The organism is Erythrobacter sp. S227 (assembly GCF_057364925.1).
In genome coordinates, this window is the sequence record NZ_CP200280.1 from 519112 (window position 1) to 532507 (window position 13396).

The window sequence follows — 13396 nt, forward strand, 5'->3', positions numbered from 1 at the left end:
GAAAACCCCAATGACATTTGTTGCTATCGCTGCGCTCGCCGCTTCTGGCGCAGTGGCTCAGGAGCAGACCCGGACACGGACCTTTGATGGCCCCAACGTAAGTGCAGCCACCACAACCACGGTCAATCCAGAAACTGGCACCGCGACGCGTGAACGCAGTGCAACCAACCTCAACAATGGCAACACCGCTACCAGCAGTGCAGTGCGTCAGCGCACAGATACAGGTGCGACAGTTGACGTTGTCCAAACCGGCCCGCGCGGCAACAGCCGGTCTCTTTCGGGCGAGCGTGTTCGCGGCGAAAATGGCTCAACCTTTGAAGGCACCGCCACTGGCCGCAGAGGCAACACCTTTGGCGTTTCCGGCGAGCGCACCCGCGACGGGCGCGGCAACCGTTCTGCCTCTCAGACGGTAACCAATTCAGCCGGCAAAACGGTTGGTTCGCGCTCGACAAGCAGAACACGCAGCCAGGGGACAGTCACCCGCAGCACCACGCGCAGCCGTCCAACCGGTGCGCGTCAACGTCGCCCAAGGTAAAAGGACCAATTCTGGCGCTGCGCATCCAACGGTTACAAACGCTCCCGTAGCTGGCTGGAAGTGCCCCAAAGCCCTGAATAAGGCGGTCTAACCGACCCGCGGGCTGCCTTGAAGAAGGGCACGGAGTAACAACCCTCTCCGTGCCCTTTCTTAATGAGAACGACGCCTAAGCGAGTTCTACTCCCCGCGCGCTTTCTGATGGTGCCGGATCACTTCGTCGATTATGAAGCGCAGGAATTTCTCGCTGAATTCCGGGTCGAGGTCCGCTTCTTCCGAAAGCTTGCGCAGCCGCGCTATCTGACGTTCCTCGCGTGCCGGATCGGCTGGGGGAAGCGTCACTTTCGCCTTATATTCCCCGACCGCCTGCGTAATCCGAAAGCGCTCTGCAAGCATGTGGATGATGGCCGCATCGATATTGTCGATACTTTTGCGGAACTTCGCGAGTTTTGGATCGTCAGACATATCATGCAAACCTAGCAACAATTCAGCGCTTGCCAACAGGCTCGCGCTCCCCCTAAGGCCGATAACATGACAGCGGAAGTAGTCCCTCTCCCCCGCAAGAAGCCGACGATCGAGCCGATGTTGTCTTTGACGGCAAATGGCATGAACTCGGTGAACACCGTGATTCTCGAACGGATGCAGAGCGAGATACCGCTTATCCCGCGCCTTGCCGGCCATCTGATTTCAGGTGGTGGCAAACGCCTGCGGCCCATGCTGACGCTCGCAGGAGCGGAGTTGGTCGGGTATCAGGGCACGCGCCACCACAAGCTGGCCGCCGCGGTCGAGTTTATTCACACTGCAACACTCCTCCACGATGATGTAGTCGACGGGAGCGAGCTTCGCCGGGGAAAAGCGGCTGCCAATATTATTTTCGGCAACCCTGCGACGGTTCTTGTCGGTGATTTTCTCTTCAGCCGCGCATTCGAGCTGATGACAGAGGATGGAAGCCTCAAGGTTCTCAAAATCCTTAGTAATGCATCCGCTGTGATTGCAGAGGGCGAAGTCGCGCAATTGTCGTCTCAGCGGCAGATCGAGACAAGCGAAGAGCGCTATCTCCACATCATCGGCGCAAAAACCGCCGCTCTGTTTGCAGCCGCCAGCCAGATTAGCGCGGTTGTCGCTGAATGCAGCGAAGAGCAGGAGCGCGCCCTCGAAGACTATGGCCGCAATTTGGGCGTGGCGTTCCAGCTGGTTGACGATGCAATCAACTATGATTCCGATGCCGCACAGATGGGCAAGGATCAGGGCGATGACTTCCGCGAGGGCAAAATGACCCTGCCGGTAATTCTCGCCCACGCTCGCGGCGATGTTGAAGAGCGCAAGTTCTGGAAAGACGCGATCCTCGGTCACCGTTCCTCCGATGAGGATCTGGCCCATGCAATCGGCCTCATTGAAAAGCATAATGCTCTTGAAGACACGCGCGAAAAGGCCCGTCACTTTGCACAGCGGGCGATTGATGCGATCTCGATCTTCCCCGACAGCAAGGCGCGTGCAGCAATGGCAGAAGCCGCGCAATTTGCGGTCGCGCGCGGGTACTGATCGCGCTAACTAGCCGGGCGTGATGCCTGATCTTCCTATTTATGACGTGCTTCCTGATTTGCGGGAGGCTTTGTCACGTGAAGGTGCCGCTGTTCTGATCGCGCCGCCGGGCGCGGGTAAAACCACCGCGGTTGCGCCTGATCTGCTCAGTCAGGAATGGTGTACAGGGCAGATTATCCTGACATCGCCGCGCCGGGTCGCAGCGCGCGCCGCGGCCGAACGTATGGCGCAAATGTTAGGCGAAAAGCCGGGTGAGACAGTGGGTTATATGACCCGCCTCGACAGCAAGACCTCGGCCAGAACCCGCATTCTCGTTGTGACAGAGGCGATCCTTGTGAACCGTCTGATCGAAGACCCTGAGCTTGCCGATGTCTCTGCGGTATTGTTCGATGAAGCGCATGAGCGGCATCTGGACAGCGATCTTGGCCTCGCGCTTGCATTGGAGACGCGCGAAGTGCTGCGCGATGATCTGCGCGTCCTCGTCATGTCGGCTACGATTGATGGGACGCGCTTTGCAGGGCTGCTTGCCGACAATGCGCCCGTGATCGAGAGCGAAGGACGCAGTTTTCCGTTGGAGATCAAATGGCTGGGAAGCGATCCCAATGCACGAATTGAGGATCAGGTTGTGAACGGAGTGATGCAGGCATGGCGCGATGGGGCAGGAGCAGGAGCTGGGGCGCAGGCTGGGGTGCTGGGCGGCGATATCCTCGCCTTTCTTCCCGGTTTGAGAGAGATTGAACGCACGCGTGAACGGCTTGAAGCCAAACTGCCCGACACCCCCATTTTGCCTCTGCATGGTCAGGTCGAACCGGCGGCGCAGCGCGAGGCAGTCGCGCGCGACCCGCAAGGCCGCAGGCGCGTCGTGCTGGCAACCGCCATCGCTGAAACCTCGCTCACCTTGGATGGGGTCAGCATGGTGGTCGATAGCGGCCTTGCGCGCATGGCCGAATATGACCGTGCCGCTGGCACAACGCATCTCGTCACCCGCCGCGCCTCCCAAGCGGCGTCCGCCCAAAGGGCAGGGCGCGCGGCAAGGCAAGGTCCGGGTGTCGCCTATCGCCTTTGGGAAGAGGGCGGACATCTGGGTCGTCCTGAATTTGCACCGCCGGAGATAGAGACCGCCGATCTCACCGCGTTAGTGTTGAAACTAGCGAAATGGGGGTCGAGTGACCCCACCCAGTTGCGATGGATTGATGCGCCGCCTGCTGCCTCTGTGGCTGCTGCCAAGTCGTCATTGAACAAGCTGGGCGCGCTGGACGCAGATGGTCGCATTACCCCATGGGGCGAAGCGATTGCAGCGATGCCGATGGCGCCGGACCATGCCGCCTGTGTGCTGAATGGGGCGCGAGCGGGTTGCGGCGAGGAAGCAGCCCGGCTGGTCATGCTCTTGCAAGAACGCGGGCTTGGCGGGCGCAGCGAAGACCTGATGCAGCGCGTGTCGCGTTGGCGCGGGGACAGGGGGAGGAGAGCCCAAAGCGCCGGCCGCATCGCGTCGGGCTGGGCCAAAACCGCAAGCAAATTTGCCAGCAAGCACACCAACGAGGGCGATCAATTCGACTGCGACGCTGCCGAGTGCCTGGCCCTTGCGCGGCCCGATTTTGTGGCGCGCAGGCGCGATGCGACGGGGGAGAACTGGCTCAGCGCTGGCGGACGCGGGTTCCAGCTTGATCCGGCCTCTCCTCTGGCGCGGGCCGATTGGATTGTCATCGGTGATGCGCAAGGTCAGGCGAAAGGCGCAAGAATAACTGCTGCTGCCGAGCTTTCGCAGGCACGCGTCGAAGCAATCTTTGCCAATGAACTTCGGGAACGCACGATAGCTCGCTGGAATTCCGAGAAAAAGCGAGCCGAGGCCAAGCGTGAGCGTCGGCTTGGTGCAATTGTCCTCGCAACTGGTCCCGAACCTGATCCTGACCCCCAAGCTTTTGTGGATATCCTTGTGGAGAAGGCTCTGGATGACTTGGGGGCAATTTTACCCAGCGGCTTTCTTGCGCGCGCTGAATTTGCCGGGGTGGAGGGGCTTGGTGTCGAGCATCTCAAAGCTCAGAGCGCGCTGTGGCTGGAGCCGCTTCTCGAAGGTCGCCGCGATCTGGACCTATCTCCAGCGCGCGTTGCCGATGCAGCATTGGGAGTGATCGATTGGAACGAGCGCCAGAAACTCGACGCGCAGGCCCCGCTCAAATTCACATCGCCCGCCGCTACAAGCCACGCAGTCGATTACGCTAGCGATGACGCGCCCAGTGTCGAGGTTCGGGTGCAGGCTTTGTTCGGGCTTGATACGCATCCGATGATCGGGCGTACACCGTTGCTATTAAAACTTACTAGTCCCGCAGGAAGGCCGATCCAATCCACACGCGATCTGCCCGGCTTTTGGCGCGGATCGTGGGCGGATGTCGCAAAGGATATGAAGGGGAGATACCCAAAACACCGCTGGCCAGAAGAACCATGGGGGGAAATCCCCAGCCTTCGGACCAAAAACGCCTTCAATCGCGGATGATATTGGATTATGGGCGCTGCCAAGACAAAGGGACACACAATGACCGCGATTATCTATCAGCAGCCCAAAAGCGCGATGCAGTCTGGCAAGGCCAAGGTCGACACCTGGATTCTTGAGTTCGAGCAAACCGAGGCGCGCCGCGCGGACCCGCTTATGGGGTGGACCGGAAGCGGTGATACGCAGGCTCAGGTGAAGCTGAAGTTCCCTAGCAAAGAGGCTGCGAAGGAATACGCGGAAAAGCAAGGCTTGATCGTTCGTATTCATGCGACCCCTCCCAAGAGGCTCAAGCTTCAAGCCTACGCCGACAATTTCCGCTAATTTTGGCCAAACAGTGACTTGAATCGCGGCCCGCTTCACGCCATATGTCGGCTTGGGAGTCGGGTGGACGTTTGCGTTCGCTCACCGGGTCAGGTCCGGAAGGAAGCAGCCCAGGTGGATTGCGACGGGTCGCTCGGCTCCTTATATTTCCAGCATGACTGAGAAACCGCGCGTTGTGGCAAGCCGATGGGAAACTCCCTTCGAGGCTGTGCACCCTGATAAGCTAAGCTTGCTAAGGGTAACATATCCGTCCTGCGCCTGGATCCACTTGGCTGACGGAACGCGGTACGATTTTTCAGAATACACCGACGAGGGCGATTGTGAAATTCTCGTCTTCAGTGAAGTAGACTGCACCGTCTATCGCATCCGGGCCGACGCCGACACAGTTCGGATTCATGACGAACATGACTTAGAACAGGTGGACGAATGGTCGCCAGATGTCGGTAAGACGACGATGCGGCTGACCGGGACAGAATTACATCGGACACTCTCGAGTTTTATGAACCACGAAGAGCCAACATACCTAGTCGCAACCGGCTGGGATTGCGTCGAGTTTATTTGCCTAAACGAACCGATCGTTGAAGCTATCGGCAAGGTTGAGGATAGTCGGGCTCCATTGCATTAACTGCCATGACAAACGCGGGCCGAACGCCTAGCTTGTCGGGTGATGACCGATTCCGACCCAGACCTGCCCGAAACGCATACAGGCGATAGTTCCGAGGAAAAGGGGCCGAGCGCTGCTGAGCTTGAGGCGGCGGGACAAAACTCGATGTTTGGCAGAGGGGATATGGGGGAAGCCGCTCCTGCGCCTGCACCGACTCCAACGCCCGCTCCGGTGGCTGCTCCAACACCCACTGAAACAAACCAGCCTTACCGCGTGCTTGCGCGCAAATACCGGCCTCAGACATTCTCCGAGCTGATTGGCCAGGAGCCGATGGTGCGCACGCTTGGCAATGCGATTGAGCGGGACCGTCTGGCGCATGCCTTCCTGATGACCGGGGTGCGCGGTGTCGGGAAAACCTCGACTGCGCGCCTGATTGCCAAGGCGCTCAATTGCGTGGGCGAGGACGGGCAGGGCGGGCCAACAATCGATCCATGCGGCAAATGCGAGTATTGCACCGCCATTGCCGAAGGCCGCCATATCGACGTGATCGAAATGGATGCGGCTTCGCATACCGGCGTTGATGATGTGCGCGAGATCATAGAGCAGGTCCGCTATGCGGCGGTCTCTGCGCGCTATAAGATCTATATCATCGACGAAGTGCACATGCTTTCGCGCAATGCTTTCAATGCTTTGCTCAAGACACTTGAAGAGCCGCCTGCGCACGTCAAATTCCTGTTTGCGACCACCGAGGTTGAGAAGCTGCCAGTAACGGTGCTCAGCCGGACGCAGCGTTTTGACCTTCGCCGTATCCCCGCAGATTTGCTTGCCGAGCACTTTGGCAAAGTCTGCTCGCTCGAAGGGGTTGAGGCCGAGGAAGAGGCGCTCAATATCATCGCGGCGGCTGCCGAAGGCTCGGTCCGTGATGGTCTTTCTATCCTCGACCAGGCGATTGCCCATGCGGATATGGACGCATCGGGCGGAGTAAGCGCCGAGCGGGTCCGCGATATGCTGGGCCTTGCGGACAAAGGCGCACAGCGGCGCATTCTCTCCCACCTGCTTTCAGGTGATGGGAAGGCCCTGCTTGCCGGGGTCGATGAGCAATATGCGCTGGGCGTCGAACCACTCGCACTGATGCGCACGTTGATGGATCTGGTGCACCGGATCACTGTGGCACAGGTTTCCGGCGGCGAGCCCGATGCACCAAGCGAGGAAGAGCGCGTTGCTCTGGCCGAGTTTGCATCGAAACTTGGCGCAGGCGAATTGCACCGGCTTTGGCAATTGATGCTTAAAGGCCATGACGAAGTGCGCCAGGCGCCTGACCCATTGGTGGCTTTGCAGATGGCGCTTTTGCGGGTGCTCCACGCGAGCGAGCTTCCTGATCCGGGCAAACTTGCCAAACGCATCGAAGAGATTGCAGCAACCGGCGCTGCGCCGACTGTCACGCCTTCCGCCGGGGAAGCTCCTGCACCCGTGGCCAGCGCATCGCTGGCATCGTCTCTCGATTGGAGCGAAATTGTCGATCAGGTTGATAACAGCGGTCAACTTCGCGTGGCTCAAATGATGCGCGACCGTATTCGGGTGATCGAACTTGCGCCAGAACGGCTGATTTTCGAGCAGGCCGACGAATACAACGATGATCCGATCCCAGACATTCGCGATGCTTTGTTCAAGCTTACGGGCAAACGCTGGCAGATCGAACGCGGAAGCGGGGACGCCCAGCCGAGCCTGCGGGAGGCGCAAGAGGCCGAGGCTAAGGCAACACAGGATCGCATTCGCTCCCATCCGCTGGTACAAGCAACCTTGGAAGCCTTCCCCGAAGGCGAACTGATTGACCCCGATGAAAAAGTCGCCCGCACCGCGAGGGCAGGGCGTAACTGGAACTAAGAAAAGGACGAGTATCCCCATGAAAAGCATGGAAGAAATGTTGCAAGCTGCACAACAGGCAGCAGAGACCATCCAAAAACAGATGGGCGATATGCAGGTCAAACTCGACTCGATCGAAGTCGAGGGTCAAGCAGGCGGCGGTCTTGTCAAAGTGCGCGCATCAGCCAAGGGCCGCATTCTGGGCGTCAGCATCGATGACAGCCTGATGAAGGTCGAAGAAAAGAACATTGTCGAAGACCTCGTAACCGCTGCATTCAACGATGCGCGCGACAAGGCCGACCGCGTGTCAGAAGAGCAGATGAAAGAAATGCAAGGCGGAATGGGCCTGCCACCGGGGTTCAATCTGCCCGGAATGGGGTGATCAATTGAATGGGGCTGTTTGGTCCATCTCCACCCATTGATCGTGACGAACTGGAATGGTTGCTTGCATGCTTTGCGTGGATCGACCGAACCTTGGGCGAGCAAGACCGGTTAGACGGCTTCGAACCTCGCCTTATTCTTCCCGATGATGAAGCTCTAACAAGCGCATCGACCGCCTCAGTGTTATTTGATGCAGTCAAGCGGCTCGCAGGCCTCGCGGCTTGGGAATGCAGGTTGGAGAAGGGTGAGCCTCGCCGTGACCGCCTTGATTTGGGGCTGCCCACGGGTCCGTATTCTCAGAGCAACACGCTGGGCTTGTTCCGGGTTGAAGGCAACACTCCGGTGATCAGCTATGATCCCACGCTTCTAAGTAATCCGGACGCCTTAGTGTCCACTTTTGCGCATGAGCTTTCGCATTTACTGATCCACACTCTTGGGATGCCGCCTGGCGGTCATGACTTAGAAGAACATGCTACAGACTGTATGGCAGTCTATCTGGGGTTTGGAGTCTTCCTCGCGAACAGCTCGCGCAATTTTAGCCAGTTTTCGGATGGTGCGATGCATGGCTGGAGTTCTGAAGCTTCAGGATATTTGTCTGAAAATGCGCTTGTTACAGCACTTGCCGTCTTTGAGGCCCATTTCGGGAGTCACGAAGAAATCCCCGCTGCACTTAAGCCCTATCTTCGTTCAGTGCACCGCAAGGCGAGACGTTACTTCACCAAGCGCCACCCTGATATGTCTGCGGCTTTGGCTGCGATCGATATCAATGAGTGGGCGTAGTTTCCGGTCTTGATCAAGACTGTGCACAGCTTCGTCCAGCCGCCCATTGCAGGCTTTAACCCTGCTACCCATATTCCATGAAACGGCGCGCCCCAATGGCCGTCTCGGATCGCACATTATGACTACACAATTCCCTCTTCTCCCCCTTCGCGACATCGTCGTGTTTCCCTGTATGGTCGTGCCCCTGTTCGTTGGCCGCGACAAATCCGTTGCTGCTCTTGAAGCCGCGATGGAGGATTCCAAGGATATCTTCCTTCTCGCGCAGCTGGACCCGGCTTGCGATGATCCAGACGGCGAAGACCTTTACGATGTTGGCGTGATTGCTGAAGTGCTTCAGATGCTCAAACTGCCCGACGGCACGGTTCGCGTCCTGGTTGAAGGTAAAGAGCGTGCGAAGCTTGCCGCTTTGCATAGCGAAGACGGTCATGTGATCGCCGAGATCGAGGTGCTGGAGCCGGAGACTGTTGCAGGAACCGAGGTCATTGCGCTGATGCGGCAGGTGACCGATCAGTTTGGCGAATATGCAAAACTGAACAAGAAGATGGGCGAAGAGAACAATGTCGATCTGTCCGATATTGATGACGCGGGACAGCTTGCTGACACCATCGCCGCCGCGCTCAGTGCAAAGGTTTCAGACAAGCAATCGCTCCTGACAGAGGGAAGCCCGTTCAAGCGGCTGGAACTGGTCATGGCCTTTATGGAAGGCGAGCTTTCCGTCCTTCAGGTGGAGCGCAAAATCCGTGGCCGCGTAAAGCGCCAGATGGAAAAGACGCAGCGCGAATACTATCTCAATGAACAATTGAAAGCGATCCAGTCCGAGCTTGGCGGCTCTGACGATGGTGAGGGCGACGAGATCGCCGAACTCACCGAAAAGATTGAGAAAACCAAGCTTTCAAAAGAAGCAAAGGCCAAGGCGAAGGCTGAACTCAAGAAGCTCAAGGGCATGCAGCCGATGAGCGCCGAGGCGACGGTTGTTCGCAACTATCTCGACATTCTTTTGGGACTTCCCTGGGGCAAGAAAAGCCGTGTCAAAAAAGACATCGGGAAGGCGCAAGAGATTCTGGATGCAGACCACTACGGTCTTGAGAAGGTCAAGGACCGCATCATCGAATATCTCGCCGTGCAGGCACGCACCAACAAGCTAAAGGGTCCGATCCTTTGCCTTGTTGGTCCTCCTGGTGTGGGTAAAACCTCGCTGGGCAAGTCGATTGCCAAGGCGACGGGCCGCGAATTCGTGCGCCAATCGCTTGGCGGGGTGCGTGACGAGGCGGAAATTCGTGGTCACCGCCGCACTTACATCGGTTCCATGCCGGGTAAGATCGTCAACAATCTGAAGAAAGCGGGCACGAGCAATCCGCTGTTCCTGCTCGATGAGATCGACAAGCTGGGTCAGGATTTCCGCGGTGATCCGGCATCGGCGCTGCTCGAGGTGCTTGATCCGGAGCAGAACGACAAGTTCCAGGATCACTATCTTGAGCTTGATCTCAACCTGTCGGACATCATGTTTGTGACTACCGCAAACAGCCTCGACCTGCCTCAACCGCTGCTTGACCGGATGGAGATCATCCGCCTTGAAGGCTATACCGAGGACGAGAAGGTCGAAATTGCCCAGCGCCACCTGATCGAAAAGCAGGTGAAGGCGCACGGGCTCAAGAAAGGCGAGTTTGAGCTCACTGAAGAGGGCCTTCGCGATCTCATCCGCTTTTACACGCGTGAAGCCGGCGTTCGCACGCTCGAGCGTGAGATTGCGCGTTTGGCTCGAAAGTCGCTTCGCAAAATCCTCGAGAAAGAGGCAACTTCCATCAAAATCACGCCAGAAAACCTCGGCGAGTTTGCTGGCGTGCGCAAATTCAAGCACGGGATGAGCGATGACGAGCCTCAGGTTGGTGCGGTTACAGGCCTTGCATGGACCAGCGTTGGCGGTGAACTGCTCACCATTGAAAGCGTCACGACGCCGGGCAAAGGCGAGATCAAAACAACAGGTAAACTCGGCGATGTGATGCAGGAAAGCGTCTCTGCGGCCTTTTCATTCGTGAAGGCCCGAGCACCCCAGTACGGGATCAAACCATCGCTGTTCCAGCGCAAGAACATCCACATCCACTTGCCCGAGGGCGCGGTTCCCAAAGACGGTCCGAGCGCAGGCGTGGGCATGGTCACTAGTATCGTTTCAACCCTGACGGGTGCGGCAGTTGATGCTGATATCGCTATGACCGGTGAAGTCACTTTGCGTGGCCGTGTACTTGCGATTGGTGGGCTCAAGGAAAAACTCCTCGCAGCCCTTCGCGGTGGCATCACAAAAGTGCTCATCCCTGAGGAAAATGTAAAAGACCTTGCCGAGATACCCCAGAACGTCAAAGAGGGGCTCGAGATCATTCCTGTCGCCCACGTTGACGAGGTGCTGGAGCATGCTCTGATCGATCGGCCTGCGCCGATTGAATGGACGGAAGCGGATGATCTTGCGTCTCAGCCCGGTGCTCAGGTGCTTGCGGGCGGCGATAACCCGACTGCGCACTAAGTGTTTTCAGGAGATATCGCCCAAGCTGACTGACGCTAGGGAATTTGGCCGGTTGAAGAGGCATCATGCGTCTGGCGGCCTTTGTGTTGTAAAATCGGGTATCAGTTCATCGCAAATGGCGGTTTTTGGCTCTTTTTAGTGCCTTTTGACCCCGATTAGGCTTTGACAGCCCATAAAAAAACGGCTCAATTCCCGCGATGCGAGGGGGATGATTCACTCTGAACGTTCTTAGATGTACGAGGGGAAAAAGCGAATGAACAAGAATGATCTGATCGGCGCGGTCGCCGAGACTAGCGGACTTTCCAAAAGCGATGCGGCAAATGCTGTCGAAGGTGTTTTTGACGCAATTCAGAAAGCTCTTGCAGGCGGCGACGAAGTGCGACTGGTCGGGTTTGGCACCTTTGCAGTTGCAAAGCGTAAGGCATCAATGGGGCGCAATCCGCGCACCGGTGAACCAATGCCGATCAAGGCTTCCAATCAGCCGAAGTTCAAGGCAGGCAAAGGTCTTAAAGACGCTGTGAACTGAGTGTTTCTGCGCGCGTTTGCGCGCATGGAAAACGCAAACAGCGTAGACAAGAATTTGAAGGCCCCGTTAGCGTAAAGCTGGCGGGGCCTTGTTCTTTTGTGCGCCTTACGGGGCGAGTTATGGGGCGAGGTCGATGAGAGCGGTTGGCGCAGATTTGGTGCGCGACGAAATCTCCCAGACCAGCCTTTCGCCAACGGCGCCAGTGCTTGATCCCTCATCCGTATTGTTGGCCTTGATCTGACCATCGGTGATGATTGTAAAGGTTCCTTCAAGCGTCGGAATGTTCGGCATTTCTTCTCCATCAGGAGACTGATTGGCAATAGCTGCCATGCCGCCAAGGCTGGCCATGCCACCCATCATTCCCGCCATCGGGTTGGAGCCATCTTGCGCGGCAAAGCCGGGCGCATTGACCCGCACCAGATTGCCTTCACGTAGGATGATCTGGACGAATGGATTGGTCGTAGGGAAGCCTTCGATAACCGGGAACATGAAGTCGTGGCTCAGGCTACCACTGGTCGAATAGCGGACGTCGAAGACGCCATCGCCTTTGTCGATAACCCGTTCCCATCCGCGTTGACGCGAAAGAAGCTCGACCAATTCGGCAGAGGCCTGTGGGTCGCTGGGATCAATCCCGCCCATCACGGCGCCCATTTGCTGCGCTTGCTCTTGCGCCTGGGCTGCCCGCACAGGGGCGTTCATTTCCCAAACCTGCCTTTGCTCGGCAAGCTCGGCTTCGGTGCAATCGCGGCCTTCAAAGGTTTCTTCGTCATAACACTCGTCAGGCGTAAACTCTTCGCTTGCCGCACCCATTCCGGCCAGACTCGATAGACCAAGGAAGAATATCTCGCCGTCATAAGTGAAGGTGAAACGGTCATCTTGTGTAAGCACAAGCTCGGATGTGAACTTGCCAGGCGTAATGAAACAGCCGGTCAAGAGGAGCGATAGCCCCGCTACAAGAGCGGTTGCATAGGTGCGTGTCGAGGTCGCGATGGTCATTTGTCTTCCCCCTGCGAGATGCCCGCTCAATCGGATGAGCGGGTTGCTACAGCATATAGTGCAATAGCTGCTGCATTTGAAACGTTAAGACTTTCGATATTTGAAGAAATAGGCAAACGCGCCAGTGCATCGCAGTGACCAGCAATATTGTGCCGCATACCTTCGCCTTCGGCGCCCAGCACGATAGCAAGCGGACCGCTTGAAAGGCTGTCTGAAAGTGTCGCTTCGGCCTCTCCGGCAAGCCCGATGCGCCAATATCCAGCCTCGGCCAATTCATCCATAGCGCGGGCCAGATTGACCACGCGCACCCAAGGCACGGTTTCCAGCGCGCCCGATGCCGATTTGGCAAGCACGCCGCCTTCGGGAGGGGCGTGACGGTCCTGCGTAAGTACGCAGGCAGCACCGAAAGCGGCGGCCGAACGCAGAATCGCTCCCACATTGTGCGGGTCGGTAACCTGATCGAGAATCACCACCGGCCGCGCAGGATCACCTGTGGCCACTTCATCAAGGAACACGTCAGGTAGAGGCTCGCATTCAAGCACGAGGCCCTGATGCGGGGCATCTTTGGCGACGAGGCGAGCAAGATCGCTGACATCTGCATATTCCACGGGGAAATCGGCGGGTAGTTCGCCGTCCAAGGTTTCGATACCCTCGCGCGTTGCCCACAGCTTGCGGTGCTGACGGTTGGGGTTTTTCAATGCTGCCTCGACCGGGTGACGGCCCCATAGGCGGACAGCCCCCGCAGTGCCTTTGCCCGAACCGCGCCCGCCTTTCATCCGGCCAGCCCGACCTCGCAGCACGCGTTTGCGATCACCTTTTGCCATATCTCTCTCACTTAATGTGTG

13 protein-coding genes and 1 other RNA gene are annotated in these 13396 nt (G+C 57.8%); 11 read left to right on the forward strand and 3 right to left on the reverse strand.

Translation table 11 applies throughout. The annotated features are described in order from the left end of the window. Window positions 1-10: 10 nt before the first annotated feature. Window positions 11-535 carry a hypothetical protein gene (locus tag AC0V6Q_RS02450; protein ID WP_486166848.1) on the forward strand — a complete coding sequence of 175 codons (525 nt, stop codon included), beginning with the start codon at window positions 11-13 and terminating at the stop codon, window positions 533-535. Window positions 536-712: 177 nt separating this feature from the next. Here AC0V6Q_RS02450 and AC0V6Q_RS02455 read toward each other — a convergent pair whose 3' ends face one another. Then, window positions 713-997 (reverse strand): chorismate mutase, encoded by a 285-nt coding sequence (locus AC0V6Q_RS02455; protein WP_486166849.1) that lies wholly within the window; start codon window positions 995-997, stop codon window positions 713-715. A 66-nt stretch (window positions 998-1063) separates the two neighbouring features. Between AC0V6Q_RS02455 and AC0V6Q_RS02460 the strand changes: the two genes are divergently transcribed. The 10 genes from AC0V6Q_RS02460 (at window position 1064) to AC0V6Q_RS02505 (ending at window position 11555) form a co-directional block, all read left to right on the forward strand. Next, window positions 1064-2074 (forward strand): polyprenyl synthetase family protein, encoded by a 1011-nt coding sequence (locus AC0V6Q_RS02460; RefSeq protein ID WP_486166850.1) that lies wholly within the window; start codon window positions 1064-1066, stop codon window positions 2072-2074. Window positions 2075-2096: 22 nt separating this feature from the next. After that, window positions 2097-4568: an ATP-dependent helicase HrpB gene (hrpB, locus tag AC0V6Q_RS02465; protein WP_486166851.1), complete on the forward strand. Its 2472-nt coding sequence runs from the start codon at window positions 2097-2099 to the stop codon at window positions 4566-4568. A gap of 39 nt (window positions 4569-4607) precedes the next feature. Further along, window positions 4608-4886: an ETC complex I subunit gene (locus AC0V6Q_RS02470; RefSeq protein WP_486166852.1), complete on the forward strand. Its 279-nt coding sequence runs from the start codon at window positions 4608-4610 to the stop codon at window positions 4884-4886. 52 nt (window positions 4887-4938) lie between these two features. After that, window positions 4939-5033: signal recognition particle sRNA small type (gene ffs, locus AC0V6Q_RS02475), an RNA gene on the forward strand. Between the two features lie 121 nt (window positions 5034-5154). Beyond that, window positions 5155-5511 carry a hypothetical protein gene (locus tag AC0V6Q_RS02480; protein WP_486166853.1) on the forward strand — a complete coding sequence of 119 codons (357 nt, stop codon included), beginning with the start codon at window positions 5155-5157 and terminating at the stop codon, window positions 5509-5511. Window positions 5512-5553: 42 nt separating this feature from the next. After that, window positions 5554-7374, forward strand: coding sequence for a DNA polymerase III subunit gamma/tau (locus AC0V6Q_RS02485; RefSeq protein ID WP_486166854.1), 1821 nt, complete (start codon window positions 5554-5556; stop codon window positions 7372-7374). Window positions 7375-7393: 19 nt separating this feature from the next. Beyond that, entirely contained in the window at window positions 7394-7735 is a 342-nt protein-coding gene (locus AC0V6Q_RS02490; RefSeq protein WP_034959166.1) for a YbaB/EbfC family nucleoid-associated protein, read from the forward strand. An 8-nt stretch (window positions 7736-7743) separates the two neighbouring features. Then, window positions 7744-8514: a hypothetical protein gene (locus tag AC0V6Q_RS02495; RefSeq protein ID WP_486166855.1), complete on the forward strand. Its 771-nt coding sequence runs from the start codon at window positions 7744-7746 to the stop codon at window positions 8512-8514. A gap of 118 nt (window positions 8515-8632) precedes the next feature. Beyond that, entirely contained in the window at window positions 8633-11029 is a 2397-nt protein-coding gene (lon, locus tag AC0V6Q_RS02500) for an endopeptidase La (protein ID WP_486166856.1), read from the forward strand. 253 nt (window positions 11030-11282) lie between these two features. Continuing rightward, window positions 11283-11555 (forward strand): HU family DNA-binding protein, encoded by a 273-nt coding sequence (locus tag AC0V6Q_RS02505; RefSeq protein WP_034959160.1) that lies wholly within the window; start codon window positions 11283-11285, stop codon window positions 11553-11555. 117 nt (window positions 11556-11672) lie between these two features. On the opposite strand, the gene AC0V6Q_RS02510 is transcribed toward AC0V6Q_RS02505, so the two are convergent. Together AC0V6Q_RS02510 and rlmB are read right to left on the reverse strand one after the other, a co-directional pair. After that, complete coding sequence (locus tag AC0V6Q_RS02510) at window positions 11673-12551, reverse strand: hypothetical protein (RefSeq protein ID WP_486166857.1); 879 nt, start codon at window positions 12549-12551, stop codon at window positions 11673-11675. Between the two features lie 26 nt (window positions 12552-12577). Continuing rightward, complete coding sequence (gene rlmB / locus AC0V6Q_RS02515) at window positions 12578-13375, reverse strand: 23S rRNA (guanosine(2251)-2'-O)-methyltransferase RlmB (RefSeq protein ID WP_486166858.1); 798 nt, start codon at window positions 13373-13375, stop codon at window positions 12578-12580. Window positions 13376-13396: the final 21 nt, after the last annotated feature.